Source organism: Mariniflexile fucanivorans, from assembly GCF_004341235.1.
Taxonomy (GTDB): Bacteria; Bacteroidota; Bacteroidia; order Flavobacteriales; family Flavobacteriaceae; genus Mariniflexile; species Mariniflexile fucanivorans.
In genome coordinates this window covers 123,855-142,195 of sequence record NZ_SLUP01000004.1, presented here as the reverse complement: position 1 = coordinate 142,195, position 18,341 = coordinate 123,855, and the positions used below count along the sequence as shown (strand labels likewise).

The 18,341-nt window shown below is 32.9% G+C and carries 16 protein-coding genes; 8 read left to right on the top strand and 8 right to left on the bottom strand.

The window, feature by feature from the left end; all coding sequences use genetic code 11:
* Positions 1-158: 158 nt before the first annotated feature.
* The 5 genes from EV196_RS09800 to trkA all read right to left on the bottom strand — a co-directional run bounded on the left by EV196_RS09800 (position 159) and on the right by trkA (position 4,811).
* On the bottom strand, positions 159-980 hold the full coding sequence (locus EV196_RS09800) for an alpha/beta hydrolase (RefSeq protein ID WP_132217577.1): 822 nt from the start codon (positions 978-980) through the stop codon (positions 159-161).
* Positions 981-1,000: 20 nt separating this feature from the next.
* A complete protein-coding gene (locus EV196_RS20140; protein WP_243652221.1) occupies positions 1,001-1,150 on the bottom strand; it encodes a hypothetical protein in 150 nt (49 codons plus the stop codon).
* Between the two features lie 84 nt (positions 1,151-1,234).
* Positions 1,235-1,456: a VOC family protein gene (locus EV196_RS20135; protein ID WP_243652220.1), complete on the bottom strand. Its 222-nt coding sequence runs from the start codon at positions 1,454-1,456 to the stop codon at positions 1,235-1,237.
* Between the two features lie 499 nt (positions 1,457-1,955).
* Positions 1,956-3,449: a TrkH family potassium uptake protein gene (locus EV196_RS09790; RefSeq protein WP_165876135.1), complete on the bottom strand. Its 1,494-nt coding sequence runs from the start codon at positions 3,447-3,449 to the stop codon at positions 1,956-1,958.
* Positions 3,450-3,461: 12 nt separating this feature from the next.
* The gene (trkA, locus tag EV196_RS09785) at positions 3,462-4,811 is read right to left on the bottom strand and encodes a Trk system potassium transporter TrkA (RefSeq protein WP_132217576.1); all 1,350 of its coding nucleotides are present in this window, start codon (positions 4,809-4,811) and stop codon (positions 3,462-3,464) included.
* Between the two features lie 219 nt (positions 4,812-5,030).
* Here trkA and ubiE point away from each other — a divergent pair, with 219 nt between their 5' ends.
* Together ubiE and porT are read left to right on the top strand one after the other, a co-directional pair.
* The gene (gene ubiE, locus EV196_RS09780; protein ID WP_132217575.1) at positions 5,031-5,756 is read left to right on the top strand and encodes a bifunctional demethylmenaquinone methyltransferase/2-methoxy-6-polyprenyl-1,4-benzoquinol methylase UbiE; all 726 of its coding nucleotides are present in this window, start codon (positions 5,031-5,033) and stop codon (positions 5,754-5,756) included.
* 50 nt (positions 5,757-5,806) lie between these two features.
* Positions 5,807-6,535, top strand: coding sequence for a type IX secretion/gliding motility protein PorT/SprT (gene porT, locus EV196_RS09775; protein WP_132217574.1), 729 nt, complete (start codon positions 5,807-5,809; stop codon positions 6,533-6,535).
* Positions 6,536-6,713: 178 nt separating this feature from the next.
* On the opposite strand, the gene EV196_RS09770 is transcribed toward porT, so the two are convergent.
* The gene (locus EV196_RS09770) at positions 6,714-7,430 is read right to left on the bottom strand and encodes a TrmH family RNA methyltransferase (protein ID WP_132217573.1); all 717 of its coding nucleotides are present in this window, start codon (positions 7,428-7,430) and stop codon (positions 6,714-6,716) included.
* 262 nt (positions 7,431-7,692) lie between these two features.
* On the opposite strand from EV196_RS09770, the gene tamL reads away from it, so the two are divergent.
* The 3 genes from tamL (at position 7,693) to accD (ending at position 12,526) form a co-directional block, all read left to right on the top strand.
* Positions 7,693-10,221, top strand: a complete 2,529-nt coding sequence (gene tamL, locus EV196_RS09765; protein ID WP_132217572.1) for a translocation and assembly module lipoprotein TamL — start codon at positions 7,693-7,695, stop codon at positions 10,219-10,221.
* Positions 10,222-10,356: 135 nt separating this feature from the next.
* Complete coding sequence (fbaA, locus tag EV196_RS09760) at positions 10,357-11,424, top strand: class II fructose-bisphosphate aldolase (RefSeq protein ID WP_132217571.1); 1,068 nt, start codon at positions 10,357-10,359, stop codon at positions 11,422-11,424.
* A gap of 244 nt (positions 11,425-11,668) precedes the next feature.
* Positions 11,669-12,526 (top strand): acetyl-CoA carboxylase, carboxyltransferase subunit beta, encoded by an 858-nt coding sequence (gene accD / locus EV196_RS09755; protein WP_132217570.1) that lies wholly within the window; start codon positions 11,669-11,671, stop codon positions 12,524-12,526.
* Between the two features lie 42 nt (positions 12,527-12,568).
* On the opposite strand, the gene EV196_RS09750 is transcribed toward accD, so the two are convergent.
* Entirely contained in the window at positions 12,569-13,708 is a 1,140-nt protein-coding gene (locus EV196_RS09750) for a sensor histidine kinase (RefSeq protein WP_132217569.1), read from the bottom strand.
* A gap of 144 nt (positions 13,709-13,852) precedes the next feature.
* Here EV196_RS09750 and rpsO point away from each other — a divergent pair, with 144 nt between their 5' ends.
* The 3 genes from rpsO to EV196_RS09735 all read left to right on the top strand — a co-directional run bounded on the left by rpsO (position 13,853) and on the right by EV196_RS09735 (position 17,362).
* The gene (gene rpsO / locus EV196_RS09745; protein WP_132217568.1) at positions 13,853-14,122 is read left to right on the top strand and encodes a 30S ribosomal protein S15; all 270 of its coding nucleotides are present in this window, start codon (positions 13,853-13,855) and stop codon (positions 14,120-14,122) included.
* 387 nt (positions 14,123-14,509) lie between these two features.
* Positions 14,510-16,762: a polyribonucleotide nucleotidyltransferase gene (locus EV196_RS09740; RefSeq protein ID WP_132217567.1), complete on the top strand. Its 2,253-nt coding sequence runs from the start codon at positions 14,510-14,512 to the stop codon at positions 16,760-16,762.
* Positions 16,763-16,903: 141 nt separating this feature from the next.
* Positions 16,904-17,362, top strand: a complete 459-nt coding sequence (locus tag EV196_RS09735; RefSeq protein ID WP_132217566.1) for a hypothetical protein — start codon at positions 16,904-16,906, stop codon at positions 17,360-17,362.
* A gap of 176 nt (positions 17,363-17,538) precedes the next feature.
* On the opposite strand, the gene EV196_RS09730 is transcribed toward EV196_RS09735, so the two are convergent.
* On the bottom strand, positions 17,539-18,144 hold the full coding sequence (locus EV196_RS09730; RefSeq protein ID WP_132217565.1) for a DUF1684 domain-containing protein: 606 nt from the start codon (positions 18,142-18,144) through the stop codon (positions 17,539-17,541).
* Positions 18,145-18,341: the final 197 nt, after the last annotated feature.

The window sequence follows — 18,341 nt, the reverse complement described above, 5'->3', positions numbered from 1 at the left end:
TACGTTATTCACCATCAATCTAAAAAAAAGCTGCTTTATATATTGGTAGCTTGTTTTGAGTAAATGTTACAATTGAAGTTTGAAATATTTAATGAAGTTTATGTTTAGTTGGAAAAACAGGAACATTTTTGGATAAAAATTTTGTTTCAAAAATTAACTTATTTCTTATTTTCATTATTAAAAGTCCAAATTAAAGCTTTTTCTTTTGTAGCTCTAAATATTGTATTATGCTTTTCATTGGGTTCATCACTATATTTCCAAATCAAATCACCTTTAATGTTTTTTAATTTCTTTTCCAGTTCTTGTGTGAATGAAGATATATCAGCAACACCCGAACCCGCAAACCAAAACCTCTTATTTTTATAATTGTTTTCTTTAGTTAAGGTCTCAAAATTTTTCACTAGGTATTGCTCGTTAAACCATAAAGATGGATCCATGGCTATATAATTATCAAACAAATTTGGATCTAAAATGAAGGTTTCAACAACAAATAAGCCAGCAGCCGATTCTCCAATAATTGATTTTTCACTTGTTGTTCTGTATTTCTTATCTATAACAGGAAATAGTTCTTCCTTTATAAATTTCCTAAAATTATCAGCTCCCCCGGGGTTGGGGATGTATTTTAAATCGTATTCTATTTTTGTTGGGCCAGTTAAGTCTCTCCTGCGTTCGGTATTTTCAATACCAACTAATATAATATTAGGTATTTTATGTTGTTTAATAAGAGTGTCCAGCGTATTTGAAATATGCGGAAAGTCTTCATTTATACCGCCATCGGGCATATAAAGAACGGGTAAACTATCGCTGGATGTGTTGTAATTTGGAGGCGTCCATATATTTATAACTCGCTTTTCATTTACAAATTTCGAATTTATTGTTAAACTGGTATGTTGTGGAATTACATCATTATAAACAGTAGGTTGGTTTTTACAATTAAAAGCTAATGCAATTATTAAAATGTAGAAAAATATTTTTGTCATTTGTTTATATTTTTTGTTTTTCAATCCGTTTCTAATTCTTTCCATTCTTCATAAGAAAGAATTCCGTTTTCAGGTTTTGATTCACCTTCTAAAATACCAATAAATTCGAGTGAATGTCCATCTGGGTCATCAAAATATATAGATATGGCAGGCATCCAAGTAAAAACCATGGGTCTTTCAATGCCGTCATTTAAAAAATTGCGACATGCTATATTCCGTTTTTTTAAATATTTAACAGACTCATTTATAATCCATTATGGTTCACATTCAAAAGCAAAATGCCTAATATCAATATCTTTTTTTGGTTTTTCCCAAAGCCCTAACATAAATTGCTTGGGCTTTCCAATCCAAAAGAATGCAGCACGTCTTTCACTCTCGTAGTTACACTTTTGCAGTTCCAGTTTATTCGAATAGAAATCTATTGAACGCTCCAAATTTTCTACATATAAATGAGTTTCATAAAGTCCTTTTATCATCTGCTGTTTGGGTATTTATTTTTTAGCTAGTCTATAAATTATAGCTAATTTCTATTAAAATCTGGTTGATTATTATTTTGCAATAAAGAATAAAAATGTGTGCATATTGTTTAGTTGCTTAAAACCTAATTTAGCAAATAAAAACCAAATTGAATACACAAGTAGATTTTTTAATTTGCAACTTGAAATATCAGAGGCGTTTTTAAGACGTTTTAATTGGTCTTTTTCTATTAATTGATGTGATTAATTTGTGTATTTCATCAATTTTTGGCAATGACTTATATTAATAATCCGGCTTATCTAAAAAAATAACTGGCTATGGCTGCTAGTGGGTTAGCGATAGAAACGGTTAGCTTTTGGCGAGTACGCGCAGCGAGCCAAAACTAGTAGTGAATAGTGCGACCTTTATCCTGAATTTGTTTCAGGATAAAGGGAACCCCCAAATAACATTTAAGATTAAAATGATGAGACTTTTGCCTATATAGATAGACATTAAAAATTATCTATTACGCCAAAAGAATGGGGTGAATAAAATGAGTACCGTAAACAATTCCAAACGCCCAATAAGCATTAAAAAGGACGACCACCATTGCGCCAAAGGGGGTAAGGCCGCATAGTTATTTACGGGTCCAAAACCACCCAGTGCGGGTCCAATATTGCCCAAACTGGAAGCTGATAAACCTATGGAAGATTCAAAGTCTATATTGAACATGGAAAATACCAAAGCGCCCACAATAAACGACAACATGTAAAGCATAAAAAATGCCAATACATTAAATACAATAAACCTGTTGATGGCTTTTTTGTTATACCTTACGGGTACAATGGCGTTGGGATGTAGCGTGCGCTTGAACTCTAAAAAACCATTTTTTATTAGTATTAAATGGCGTACTACTTTTACACCTCCAGCTGTACTGCCTGCGGAGCCACCAAGAAACATAATTCCGAAAAAGAAAACCGTTAAAAAGGGTGTCCATAGGGTATAATCGGCACTCACAAAACCTGTAGTAGTTATAACAGTTAACACTTGAAATAAGGCATGCCTAAAGGAACTTTCTCCTTCGCCCCAAACCATGGGATGGTCTATAGATGATTTAGAAATATCCGCTTGAAAATAAATAACAAGTGCTACAATAATAGTAAAAATGGCAACAAACTTAAAGTAGAGTTTGAATTCCTCATCATTAATTATTTTTTGAACCTTACCTTTAAACGCAAAATAACTTAACACAAAATTGGAACCTGCCAAAAACATAAAGAATATAATAATGTATTGTATTATGGGTTGGTTGTTCCAATAAGCGACACTAGCATTTTTTGTTGAAAACCCACCGGTAGATAAGGTTGCCATGGAGTGATTGATGGCATCGAAAAAAGACATACCTGCCAATTTTAGCAGGAGTGTTTCGGCTGCGGTGTAACCAAAATAGATAAGCCATAAGCGTTTGGCTGTATCGGTAATTCGAGGGTGTAATTTATCGCCACTAGGTCCCGGTGCTTCGGCTGCAAAAAGTTGCATTCCTCCTATGCCCAATAAGGGCAAAATAGCAATAGCAAGCACTATGATACCCATACCGCCAATCCAATGTGTAGTACTGCGCCAAAACAAGATGCCTTCGGGCATTATTTCTATATTATTTAAAATAGATGCCCCCGTGGTGGTGTACCCAGACATGGTTTCAAAAAAAGCATTTGTAAAATTAGGAATGCTTTGAGTTAGCACATAAGGCAAGGTGCCCGATAACGACATAATAATCCACCCAAAAGTTACTACAATATAACCTTCGCGCTTGTTCATTTCTTTTTTATGCTTCCTGGTAAACAACATGACTACCATACCTATGATGATGGTAAACAAACCTGAAAAAAATATTTGCAAAGAAACACCATCGTTATAAACATAACTTACAAGTGATGCTAACAGCATAAAACCACCGTTAAACACTAACAGTAATCCTAAAAAATGAAAAATAATTTTATAGTTGAGTTTCAAATTTTTAATATTTTAAAGGAATAATTTTTCAACCCGCTTTATGGATTGAAGCAAGCAACACACTACAACTCTATCGCCTTCTTGAATTTTAAAATTACCAAGAGCAATTAACCCTATACCATCTCTAATAACGCCTCCAACTATGGCAGATCGCGGAAAGTCTATTGATTTTATAGTTTTGTTACAAACGGCCGATGTACCTTTTACTTCAAACTCTAACAACTCTGCATTTAAATTGTTAAGCTTTGTCATGGCAACCACTTCGCCTCTTCGTATGTATCTAAAAATATTATTGGCGGCCAATAATTTTTTATTCACCAAAGTATCAATACCTATGGAGTAAGAAAGTTCAAAATAATCCATATTTTCAACTAAGGCAATGGTTTTTTTAACACCTTTAGATTTTGCCACCAAGCATGACATAATATTGGTTTCAGAATTCGCTCCTACAGCAATAAAAGCATCCATATCGCTAATGTTTTCTTCATCTAACAAATCTACATTACGTCCGTCGCTATTAATTACCAATACTTTTGTTAGTACTTCGGCTAGTTCAAAAGCGTTATCTCTATTACCTTCTAAAAGTTTCACGTTAAAGCCTTTTTCGCTTAAGTCTCGTGCCGTTTTAAACCCTATTTGGCTTCCCCCTAAAATCATGACGTTTTTTAAGGCTTTATTCGTTTTTCCGGTAAGTCTACACAGTTCATCTGCACCACCTTCCGATGTGATAAACACCACATTATCACCACGTTCAAACTTAGTGTCTCCACGTGGAATAATAGTAAATTGTGTACCAAAACGCTGAATAGCAATAGGAACAAAGTGTAATTCCGGAAAAATTTCAGCAGCTTCTTTTACTGTTTTGCCAACAAAAGATGCCGATCTGGACAGTGTTAAGCCCGCCATGGTAAGCGCACCATTTTCAAATTCGTAATTTTCGTTGAATGAAGATTGTTTCAATGATAATTCAATCTCAGATGCCGCCAAAGCTTCAGGAGAAATCAACTCATCAATACCAAATTTTGTAAAACCTACTTCTTCTTTATGGTGTATAAATTCAGTATTCGAAATTCTGGCAATAGTTCTTTTAGCTCCCAATTGTTTTGCCAACACACATACAGTAATATTGGTAGTTTCGCTAGATGTTACGGCTATAAATAAATCGCAGGCATTAACACGAGCTTCTTTCAAAATAGCTATGGATGTAGCATCACCTCTAATAACTCTAATATCTAAATGGGTATCGGCGTAAGCTAAACTTACTTTGTTCGGGTCTATTAAAGTAATTTCTTGAGACTCGTAAGATAACAACTTAGCCAAGTGAAATCCTACCTCACCAGCTCCAGCTATAATTATTTTCATGTAATAACATTATTTTTTAAACCCCCTTAAAGGTAGTGCAATATACTATAATTTACAATTTGTACATTAAAATAGCTTTATGTGACCAATAAAGTCTATAAATTGTAATAATTAATTATGTGGGAAAACAAAAAATATTCAATTCCTAAATATATTTAGATTTTGATTGCTGTTTTAAAGTAGAAATAAATTATGTAGGTTTGCCAAAAAAACAGCGCATTGACAAAAATTAAGCCATACAAAAACAGCGATTTAGGAAAAAAAGAACAAGTAGCTAAAATGTTTGATACCATTTCTGGAGATTATGACGGGCTAAACCGTGTTATTTCCTTTGGAATTGATGTTAAATGGCGAAAAAAAGTAGTAAAATTGGTTAAGGAAACGAATCCTGACACTATCTTGGATATTGCTACTGGAACAGGTGATTTAGCCATTAATTTAGCTGAAACCAATGCTACCAAAATTATTGGATTAGACATTAGTAATGGTATGCTTGAAATTGGCAAAGAAAAAATTAAAAGGAAGGCTCTGGAATCTAAAATAGACATGATTTTAGGTGATAGTGAAAACATGCCATTTGAAGATAATAGTTTTGATGCTATTACCGTAGCTTTTGGTGTTCGTAACTTTGAAACGCTTGAAAATGGTTTAAAAGAAATTTACCGTGTACTAAAACCAAATGGTACATTTGTAATTTTAGAAACTTCAATTCCGACTAAAACACCTTACAAACAAGGCTATAAATTTTATAGTAAAAACATTTTGCCACTTATAGGAAAAATATTCTCTAAAGATAGAAGCGCATATAAATATTTATCTGAATCGGCATCTGTTTTTCCATATGGAGAAGTATTAAACAATATTTTACGTAAAATTGGGTTTATAAATGTTGAAGATTTTCCGCAAACCTTTGGAGTTGCAACTATTTATAAATCGTCAAAATAAAACCATAAAACGAGCTATTAATACGCACGTTTAAAAATAAAGAGAAACACATGAAGTATATTTTTGCATTAATTACATGTTTACTTATTATTGAAAGTTCTAATGCTCAGTTATTTAGAAAAGAAAAAGTAACTTATGATGCAAACTCAGGTAGAGGTTCTACTGATAACAACTTATTACGCTGGGGCTACTTTTTAGGGATCAACAATTATGATTTTAATTTCGATTATAATGAAGATTTACGTGATATTTATGTAAAACGAAGCCCAGGTTTTAGTGTTGGTTTAATAGGAAATTTGCGTATTAACCAATTTTTAGACTTACGATTAGAACCAGGTTTATTAATTACCACCAGAGAATTATATTATAGTCAAACATATTTTGAAGGGCTTAGTGTTAAAGAATCTGATTTAACGCGCGAGGTAAAATCCACTTATATACATGTGCCTTTACTTTTAAAAGTTTCAACCAAACGTATTAACAACTTTAAACCTTTTATTGTAGGTGGTGTTTCAACAGCTTTGAACTTATCGAGTAATGAAGCAAACCCAAATGATAATGCAAATGGGCAATTTAGAACGACCAAAAACAACCTGTTTTATGAGTTAGGTTTTGGCATTGATTTTTACTTGCACAACTTTAAATTCACACCTTCTATCCGTGGATTATTTGGAATTAATGATGAATTGGTTAGAGATGAAAACCCAGACAGCCCTTGGACAAGTAACGTTGCCTCCATGAAAAGTAGAGGCGTTTTTGTGAATTTCACGTTTCAATAGTTTCAGTTTTCAGTCGCAGTTTTCAGAGAATTCAGAAATCAGTTTACGGTTTGTACTAATTACCGAAATCAGTAATCAAAAAAAAGAGTTATCTGTGTACCAAAATTTCCCATCAAAAACCTAAACACTCAAAAACTTAACGCAATTAACTGAAAACTGCGACTGTGACTGAAAACTATCACCGTCTAAATTCGCTCAATAAAATAGCGGTAGCGGTTGCTACATTTAAACTTTCGGTTGCTTGTATATCGCCAAATCTAGGGATGGATATTTTCTCTGTAATAATGGCTTCAACTTCTTTTGAAACACCATTTGCTTCATTTCCCATAACTAAAATACCTTGTTCTGGAAGTTTGCTTTTATAAACGTTTTCACCTTCCATAAAAGCGCCAAAAACAGGCAAACTTATCGTTTTTAAAAAGGCAACCAAATCAACATAATTGATGTTAACACGTGTTAAAGAACCCATAGTGGCTTGAACAACTTTTGGATTAAAACAATCGACAGTTTCCTTGCTGCACACTAAATTTTTAACACCAAACCAATCGCAAAGTCTTATAATAGTCCCTAAATTTCCTGGGTCTCTAACGGCATCCAGTGCTACAATTAGTCCTTTAGTTTCTATGGGTTTTTGAGCTGGTATTTTAAAAATTGCCAGTGCCGTATTGGGCGTGGTTAAAAAACTAATTCGTTTTAAATCGGCTTCAGAAATTAAAACTTCATTTTTGGCATCAATATTGAAGGTTTCAGTCGTATATAATGCATAAAGTTCTAAATGAGATTGCAGCAACTCCTTTATTGTTTTAACACCTTCAACAACAAAAAAACCATGCTGCTGTCTTTGTTTTTTTTGCTTTAAACCCGTTATTAATTTTATTTGACTTTTAGAGAGCATGACACTTTAGTAATTAATATTGATTTTATAAAAGAGGTGAAAACATAATTGTTTCAAACATACATTATTAAAATATTATTTTCACGTAAAATAATGTATTTTTGAGCCACAAAGGTCTTGTTTTTAAACCAAAAAGGACACAAACACCTTTAACCTGAATATTTTTTTTAATTTAAAATGAGTTATAAAAAACGTTATAATATATTAATAGTTTACCTGTTACGAATGACATCTGACCGTTTAAAAAAATAGAAAATAACAGATGAAACTACAATTTTCAAAAATAACACTTTTAGTTTTAATTACTGCTCAACTTATTTCTTGTGATTCAGTAAAACGTGTTCCAGAAAATGAACATTTGCTTACCAGTAATACCGTTTTAATTAACGGTAAAAAAGACAATACCGAATTAATTAATAATTTATTATACCAAGAACCAAACAGCAGAATACCTGTTGTTGGCACCCCATTGCGTTTACACGTATATAATTTAGCTCGTAACAATAAAGACTCCTTGTTTGAAGCTTGGTTAGATAAAACTCCGAACCGAAGAGCACGACTTACAAAACGATTATCAAAAAAACAGCTTGACAAATTAAAAGAATCTTCGGTAGGCTTTAATAATTGGTTACGAAAAACAGGGGAAGCTCCCGTAATTGTTAATGAGGATAAAGCTAAAAAATCGGTTGATAGACTCGAAGCCTACTACACAAACAACGGATGGTTTGATGTTGAAGCCAATTACAGCATAAATAAAACCGACAACAAACGTGCTGATGTTGTTTATAATGTTGAAACTGGTGTTCCGTTTGTTTTAGATACGATTTCCGAAAAAATAAAATCACCACTTATTGATTCTATTTACCAAAGAACAAAAAATCACACATTAGTCAAGCATAATGAGCCATATAAGTCTTCAAACTTTTCACAAGAACGCGAACGTATTTCTAACGAGTTGCGCAACTCGGGCATCTATCATTTCAATCAAGATTATGTCACTTTTGAAATGGATACCATTGGCACGAATAAAAAAGTAAATGTTGAAGTTCAAATTCAAAATAGAGCTATTAGAACACAAGATTCAATAAAACGTGTTCCTTTCAACATCTATAAAATTAAGGATGTTAATATTATTACCGATTATTCCTTTGAAAACAGAGGCAAACCCTTTCAAGATTCCATATTCTATAAAGGATACAAAATTTATGGTTATAACAAAATAAAATACCGCCCCAAAGCTTTAACCGATGCCGTTTTTATTAACCCAAACACTGTTTTTAAAGACAGCGACCGCACGCTAACCTATAGGCATTTAAATGAATTACGCACCTTCAAATACCCTAACATTGATTATATAGAAAACGAAAATAATACGCTAACAGATTCCATTAGGCTCACACCGTTAAAGAAATTTAGTTTAGGTTTTAGTGCCGATGCTTCTACAAGCAACATTCAAACTATTGGATTTTCATTAAACCCCAGTTTATTAATTAGAAATGTTTTTAGAGGCGCCGAAACTTTCGAAATATCGGCCATCACCGCTATTGGTTCTTCGCAAGATAAAAAAGAAAATGATCCCTTTTTTGATATTAATGAAATTGGTGCCGATTTAAAACTCACCATTCCCCGATTCTTTTTTCCTTTTAATACTGAAAAAATTATTCCAAAATACATGTCGCCTAGTACCAGAATAAGCTTAGCTACAACCAGCCAAACCAATATAGGGCTAGACAAACAAACTTTTACCGGTATTTTTAATTATAACTGGCAACCGTCGGCCAAAGTAACCAATAGCCTCAATGTGTTTAATATTCAATATGTTAGGAATTTAAATATTCAAAATTATTTTAATGTATACGAAAACTCATATAGCTCATTAAATGAAGTTGCACAAGACGTAGGCTATATTAATTCTGAAACAGATTTAGAAATTCCAGAAGGAACAGATGCTTTTTTATCTTATGTTTTAGCTGATGACACTCCTAGCGAAATATCAACCACCCAATTATCAACAGTTAATAGTATAAACGAACGAAAAACACGACTCACCGAAAACAACTTAATTTTAGCATCAAGTTTTAGCTTAACAAATGATGAACGCACTAATTTGTTTGATGAAGATTTCTCTATTTTCAGATTTAAATTAGAACTGGCAGGCAACTTACTTTCAAGTTTATCTGATGCTTTTGGACTTAAAAAAAACACCGATAACCGTTATGAACTTTTCAATGTTGCTTATTCACAATATGTAAAAACAGAATTAGATTATGTTAAACACTGGAGTTTAGGCAACAAAAATATTATAGCCACAAGAAGCTATTTTGGCATTGCCATTCCTTTAGGAAACTCTAGTAATATACCGTTTTCTAAAAGTTTTTTTGCTGGAGGCGCTAACGATAATCGTGCTTGGACCGCCTACAGTTTAGGACCAGGGAGTTCAGAATCTTCTAATGAATTCAATGAAGCCAACTTAAAGTTAGCTCTAAGTGTTGAACAACGATTTAATATTTTTGGAAGCTTAAATGGTGCTATTTTTGTAGATGCTGGAAATATTTGGAATGTACTTGATGATGTTACCGATGAAAATTCAACATTTACAAGTTTTAAATCACTAAAAGATATCGCTTTAGGTTCAGGCCTTGGTTTACGCTACGATTTTAGCTTTTTTGTATTCCGTTTTGATATTGGATTTAAAACTTACGACCCCTCCTACCAAGATCAAAACCGTTGGTTTAATGATTATAATTTTTCAAATGCCGTTTATAATATTGGTATTAACTATCCATTTTAATAGCCTCATTATTCTTTATAAACTATAACGTTTTAGTACTTTTTTAGTATTTTCAAATCATAAAAACACTAAAAATGTTTTAAAAATTGATTACTTTTGAAGTTCACAAACTAAAATAAAAATTTTAAAATAATTATGGGACATAATATAAAACCAGGCGTTGCTACAGGAAAAGAAGTACAAGCCATTTTTAAACTTGCTAAAGAGAAAGGATTTGCTTTACCTGCTGTAAACGTAATTGGTTCAGACACTATTAATGGTGTATTAGAAACAGCTGCAGCATTAAATGCGCCTGTAATTATTCAATTTTCAAATGGTGGTGCTCAATTTAACGCTGGAAAAGGCTTAAATAATGATGGTCAAAAAGCGGCAATTGCTGGAGCTATTGCTGGAGCAAAACATGTACATACACTAGCAGAAGCTTATGGAGTTCCTGTTATTTTACATACAGACCACTGTGCAAAAAAACTATTACCTTGGATTGATGGTATGCTTGACGCTAGTGAAAAACATTTTGCTGAAACTGGAAAACCGCTTTTCAGTTCGCATATGATTGACCTTTCTGAAGAACCAATTGAAGAAAATATCGAAATTTGCAAAACCTATTTAACGCGTATGAGCAAAATGGGAATGACTTTAGAAATTGAACTAGGTATCACTGGTGGTGAAGAAGATGGTGTTGATAATAGTGATGTTGACGATTCTAAATTATACACACAACCAGAAGAAGTGGCTTATGCTTATGAAGAATTAAGCAAAGTAAGTGATCAATTTACTATTGCAGCTGCTTTTGGAAATGTTCATGGTGTTTACAAACCAGGAAACGTAAAATTAACGCCAAAAATCTTAAAAAATTCTCAAGATTATATCACTAAAAAATATGGAGTTGGTCACAATCATATCGATTTTGTATTCCATGGTGGTTCAGGTTCTACGGTTGAAGAAATTCGTGAAGGTATTAGCTACGGTGTAATTAAAATGAATATTGATACCGATTTACAATACGCTTTCATGGAAGGTATCCGTGATTACATGGGAAGTAAAGCTGAATATTTAAAAGCACAAATAGGAAGTCCTGATGGAGCAGATTCTCCAAACAAAAAACACTACGACCCACGTGTTTGGTTACGTGCTGGTGAAGTTACTTTTGTTGCCCGTTTAAAAAAGGCTTTCGAAGATTTAAATAACGTAAACACACTATAAAACATAGTTTGTTTTTGTAAATGAAAAAATCCTGTTTAAAGCAGGATTTTTTCATTTATAAATACTTACAAAAGTAATGTCATTAATAAAAAAAACAAGCCTGTGATACCAAAATTAAAATAAAGCTTTAATTTTGTAATCTAGCTTTTTGCTTTTTGCTGAATAAAAAAGCACCTAAAAAACTAAAAAATAACGACATAGAGCCTTTGTTCTAAAATCGTAAAACTATAAATTATAAATCACTATGTCTTGGTTTAAAAGAAAAACAAAAGGAATAACAACTACAACAGAGGAAAAAAAAGACACCCCTAAGGGTCTTTGGTACAAATCGCCTACTGGAAAAATTGTAGATACCGAAGAACTTGAAAAAAACTTTTATGTAAGCCCCGAAGATGGTTACCATGTTCGAATTGGCAGTAAAGAATATTTCGAAATTCTTTTTGACGATAATAAATTTAAAGAACTAGACCCTAATTTAGAATCTAAAGATCCTTTAAAATTTATTGATACTAAAAAATACCCAGATCGTTTAAAATCGGCTCAAGATAAAACCGATTTAAAAGATGCTATACGTGTTGGTGTTGGTAAATCTAAAGGAAAAGAAATTGTTATAGCATGTATGGATTTTGCCTTTATTGGTGGGTCTGTGGGGAGTGTTGTAGGTGAAAAAATAGTACGTGCTGCAGATTATTCCTTAAAAAACAACGTGCCACTAATGGTTATTTCTAAATCTGGAGGTGCCCGTATGATGGAAGCTGCATTGTCACTTATGCAATTAGCAAAAACATCGGTTAAATTGGCACAATTAGCAGATGCTAATATCCCATACATTTCTTTATGTACCGACCCTACAACCGGTGGTACTACGGCATCTTTCGCTATGTTGGGTGATATTAATATTGCAGAACCAGGAGCTTTAATTGGGTTTGCAGGACCACGTGTGGTTAAAGACACTACCGGTAAAGATTTGCCAGAAGGTTTTCAAACCTCTGAGTTTTTAATGGAACATGGATTCTTGGATTTTATCACATTAAGAAAAGATTTAAAAAATAAAGTCAATCAATATTTAGATTTAATTCTAAATCAGCCTTTAAGAGCATAATTTACTTTTATTATAAAATTTAAGACCTGCTTGTTTTCAAAATCAAGTAGGTTTTTTTTTCATGTTTCGAAGCACTTTTTTTTGGGCATTTTTTAAATAAACTAAAAATTCCGAGCCTTTATTTACTTCACTTTTAACATCAATTTTTCCATCTAAAGATTCCACTTGATTTTTAGTAATAAAAAGTCCTACCCCTCTAGAGTCTTTGTTATTATGAAAAGTTTGATAAAGGGAGAACAACTTATTACCATGAGTTTCCAAATCTAAACCTAAACCGTTGTCTTTTACACTTAATACAATAAAATCACCTTCTAGTTTTGCACTCAAAACAATAATACAATCCCTGTCATCTGCCTTATATTTAATGGCATTTGTTAACAAATTGAGAATAATACTATCTAAATAGGCTTCAATTCCGGTTACAAGCAAGGAGTCCTCTATGTTATTTTCAATAATGCAATTACTGTTTTTAGCTAAAGCGCTTACATTATATATGGCATTAACAGCAAAATCATGCAAGTTAAGTGCTTTTAATTCGGCAGTATCGTATTTAGAAAACTTAGCTATTTCGGTTAAATGCGTTACGGTTTCTTGCAAGTTGGAAACTGCTTGTCTTAAAAACTCAAAACTATCGTTTGTTTTGGTTTCTTCAATTTCATCTTCAACAAAACCCAGCAAAGTCATTAAATTGCCGGCATGTGTTCTTAAATTATGGGTTATAATTCTAGAAAAGTTTAAAAGCCGTTCATTTTGCTCTTTAACAACATTGGCTATTATTTCCTTTTCATCTTCTTCTTGTTTTCGTTCTGTGATGTCTTGTACTTGACTTATAAAGTATTTAGGTTTATTGTCTTTGTTTTTCACTAAAGACACCGATAATTGTGCCCAAACCAAATTACCGTTCTTTTTAAAATAGCGCTTTTCCATTTTATAGCTTTCAATCTCCCCTTTTAAAAGCTTTTTTAATTTTCTTAAATCAATTTTTAAATCTTCTTTGTGCGTTATTTCATCAAAACTACGTTTTAAAAGTTCACTTTCACTATATCCCAAAATGTCGCATAAACTCTTACTTACCAGCAACCATTTACCATCCAACCCAACTATTGCAATACCATGATAAGCATGATTAAAGATATCGGGAAGCAAATTGGCATCCAATGCATCTGCAATTATTTTTTCCATTTTAGACAAGTAAAAATTTGATTACGGTAAATTAGTGAAAAATTTGCAAAAAAAGAAGTGTTGCCAACTCGTATTTAATTACTATATTTGCCGCTCGAAAGATAGGCTTTCGTTTACATAACAATTATTTACAATAATATTAGCATGTATTTAGATCAAAAAGAAAAAGAGACCATCTTTACAAAACATGGTAAAGATGCAAAAGACACAGGTTCTGCAGAAGGACAAATTGCATTATTCACTTACAGAATTAACCACTTAACAGAGCATTTAAAAAAGAATCGTAAAGATTATAATACTGAGCGCTCTTTAGTGAAATTGGTAGGTAAAAGAAGAAGCTTACTAGATTACTTAACTAAGAAAGATATCTTAAGATATCGTGCGATAGTAAAAGAATTAGGATTAAGAAAATAAGAAAAAGAGGCTTTATAGCCTCTTTTTTGTTTTTGCGTTAGGGATTGTAGCGGCATCCTTTTTAAAATTTGTGTAAAAACAACATGGTGAGAACTTAAAATTGGCAGATTGCCACGTCCTACGTCCTCGCAATGACATTTTAAAAAGATATAGCGGAAAGCCCGACCCTTTAGGGTAACGCCCATATAAATAAATGTTACATTGTCATTACGAGGAGAGTAACGACGTGGTAATCTTTCCAAAAGAAACAGATTGCCACAGCAAATTAAAAAATTTGCTTCGCAATGACGTAAAATAGAAGAAGCTTATTATAGTTTTTCATTGGTCAACACAACAACTACACACAACAACACAACGACCATTGTTTAATTAGAATTAAAAAAATTTATGATTCCAAAAGTTTTTAGAGAGGTCATTGACCTTGGTGATGGAAGAGAAATCTCCATTGAAACCGGAAAATTAGCAAAACAGGCGCATGGTTCTGTTGTTGTGCAATCAGGAAAATGTATGCTTTTGTGTACTGTTGTTTCCAACTACCAACAAAGTGATGTTGACTTTTTACCTTTAACGGTAGATTACAGAGAAAAATTTGCTGCTTCTGGACGTTATCCAGGAGGTTTCTTTAAGAGAGAAGCAAGACCGAGTGACGGCGAAGTATTAACAATGCGTCTTGTTGACCGTGTTTTACGTCCGTTATTCCCAAAAGATTACCATGCTGAAACACAAGTAATGGTACAATTAATGTCTCATGATGATGATGTTATGCCAGATGCTATGGCTGGATTAGCTGCTTCGGCTGCTATTCAATTATCGGATATTCCATTTGAAACACCAATTTCTGAGGCTAGAGTTGGTCGTGTAAATGGACAATTTATCATCAACCCAACTAGAGCACAATTATTAGAGTCTGACATCGATATGATGATTGGTGCTTCTGCTGATTCTGTGATGATGGTTGAAGGTGAGATGGATGAGATTTCGGAAGAAGAAATGGTGGAAGCTATTAAGTTTGCACACGATGCTATTAAAATACAGTGTGCTGCTCAAGTAAAATTAGCCGAGGCTTTTGGTAAAAAAGAAACTCGTGAGTATACTGCAGAGCGCGAAGATGAAGAGTTAGCTAAAAAAGTAAGTGCTTTAACCTATGATAAAGTATATGCTGTAGCAAGAGCTGCATCTGCAAAACATGAGCGTAGTGCTGCTTTTGATGCTATTAAAGAAGAAGTAAAAGCAACTTTTACTGAAGAAGAATTAGCCGATTATGGTGGTATGGTTTCTAAATATTTCTATAAAGCTGAGAAAAAAGCAGTTAGAGATTTAACCTTAAACGAAGGTTTACGTTTAGATGGACGTAAAACGACCGACATCAGACCAATTTGGTGTGAGGTTGATTATTTACCATCTACACATGGTTCTTCAATCTTTTCTCGTGGGGAAACTCAAGCATTAGCAACAGTAACTTTAGGAACTTCGAGAGAAGCAAACCAAATAGATATGCCATCTTTTGAAGGTGAGGAGCGTTTCTATTTACATTATAACTTCCCTCCTTTTTCAACAGGTGAAGCGCGCCCTTTAAGAGGAACGTCTCGTCGTGAAGTAGGACACGGAAACTTAGCGCAACGTGCATTAAAAGGTATGGTACCGGTTGATTGCCCGTATACTGTAAGAGTAGTATCAGAAGTATTAGAATCTAACGGTTCGTCTTCTATGGCAACTGTTTGTGCCGGAACCATGGCGTTAATGGATGCTGGAGTTCAAATTAAAAAACCAGTTTCTGGTATTGCAATGGGATTAATCTCGGATGCGGAAACAGGAAAATACGCGGTTTTATCTGATATTTTAGGTGATGAAGACCACTTAGGTGATATGGACTTTAAAGTAACTGGTACTGCCGATGGTATTACTGCTTGCCAAATGGACATAAAAGTAAAAGGTCTTTCTTATGAAATTTTAGTGAATGCACTAAAACAAGCACAAGCTGGACGTTTACATATTTTAGGTAAATTAACTGAAACGATTGCTGCACCAAATGCAGATGTGAAAGCGCATGCTCCTAAAATGATTACGAGAGTGATTCCTAATGAATTTATCGGCGCCTTAATTGGGCCTGGTGGAAAAGTGATTCAGGAATTACAAAAAGCTACTAAAACAACCATCGTTATTAACGAAGACCCCATCACTGAAGAAGGTATTGTTGAAATTTTAGGAACTGGACAAGAAGGTATTGATGCTGTTTTAGCAAAAATAGACTCGTTAATGTTTAAACCTGTAGTTGGCAATTCTTATAAAGTAAAAGTTATTAAAATGCTTGACTTTGGTGCTGTTGTAGAATATATGGATGCTCCAGGAAACGAAACATTATTACACGTAAGCGAATTGGCTTGGGAACGTACTGAAAATGTTAGCGACGTTGTTAATATGGGTGATGTTTTTGAAGTGAAGTATTTTGGAGTTGATCCAAAAACGCGCAAAGAAAAAGTATCTCGTAAAGCATTATTAGATAAACCAGAAGGTTATGTTGCAAGACCACCAAGAGAGAATAACGACCGTGGTGGACGTGATAACAGAGGTAGAGACAATCGTGGACGCGATAACCGCAGAGACGACAGAAGACCAAGAGAAAATAGAAAAGACGATTAAGTTTTTTTAATCTATAATTTAGAAAAGCCTGTTTCATGATTTGAGACAGGTTTTTTGTTTAAAAAATTATCTTTACATGATAACAGTTGCAACAATTTATAATATTTTGAGCTGTTCTACATATAAGAAAATGAAATGCTAATGAATAAAACTATAATTCTTTTATTGTTACTGATGTTTGGATTTACATCTTGTAAAAATTCTAAAAAAGAAATTGACAAACTTAATATTGCTAAGCAATACTACAAGGTTCTAGACAATTCTAATCATTCTGAAATATCTAATTTATTGACAGATAGTATTGTCATTAAGGAAAGTGACTATAATTATGAGGAGAATTTCTCTAAAAAAGGATATATTGAATGGATGAAATGGGATTCAGTATTTGACCCAACATATAAAATTCTTGAAATTGAGCAGTTAAATGAAATTGTAAAAGCAAAAATTTCGAAAATAGATAAAAGAATCATTTTTCTTCACGAGGAACCAATTATCTCTAATGAAATTATCCGATTTAATAATAATAAAATAATCAGAATCGAAAAAACTTATGAGATATTTAATGAGAGGATATTTAAAAAAAAAGAGATAAACTTGTAGACTGGATTAACGAAAACCACCCTGAATTGAATGGATTTTTGCACGACCAAACAAAGGCTGGGGGAAACAAATATTTAAAAGCTATAGAACTGTATAGAAACAAAAAATAATGTGCTACAGATATGTACTAAAAATGAGTAAACAATCTAAACCACATTAAAATTACAAACATAGTTTTAATGCTTTCCAAAAGCCTTCACTCCTGCTTCAATCTTTACTTTTAAATAATTTTCTCGGGGTACAATTGGGCAAGAATATGTGTCATTATAAGCACAATATGGGTTGTAGGCTTTGTTAAAATCAATCTCCATAGTGCTTCCCTTAGGAATTCTAGCATCAATATAACGTCCGCCACCATAACTTTCCAGTCCATTGGTTTCATCTAAAAATGGTAAAAACAAATAATCTTCATACCCTTCTTGTGTCATTAAATCTTTATTTTGATAGATATTCAGTTTATAACTTTTGCCTTTTAATTCAAATGAAAGTTCGCCGTACTTAACGTAAATGGGACGTCTTTCAGTTGAAGTTTTCATTTCAAAAGGTTTTTCATCTGGAAATCTTTCAAAGGCAGCCGTAATTACATAAGTACTATCAAACTTAAAAAATTCTAAACCTTCAAAATGCTTCCTATCCTTATCCTTTAATGGGGAAGTTGTGGCATCCTTATACTCGGCATTTAGTTCCCGCTGAAATTCGGTATCTCCTTTAATTGTTTTTTTTTCTTGCGCACAACTTACTAAACAAGTTGCAAATATTAACATGACTATAAATGGTCTCATTCAAAATATAATTAGAATTCAAAAGTACAACTTACAATTATTTTCTATATGTTTGTAATTCATAAAATTAAAAAAATGCGCTATAACGTCACAATTTGTAAGATGCCATACACTGCTTCGCTTAGCAGAAGTCGGGTTTGTTATATATTGTGGTAATAAGAATATAAAATATTACAATATGTAAAAGTCCGACTTCG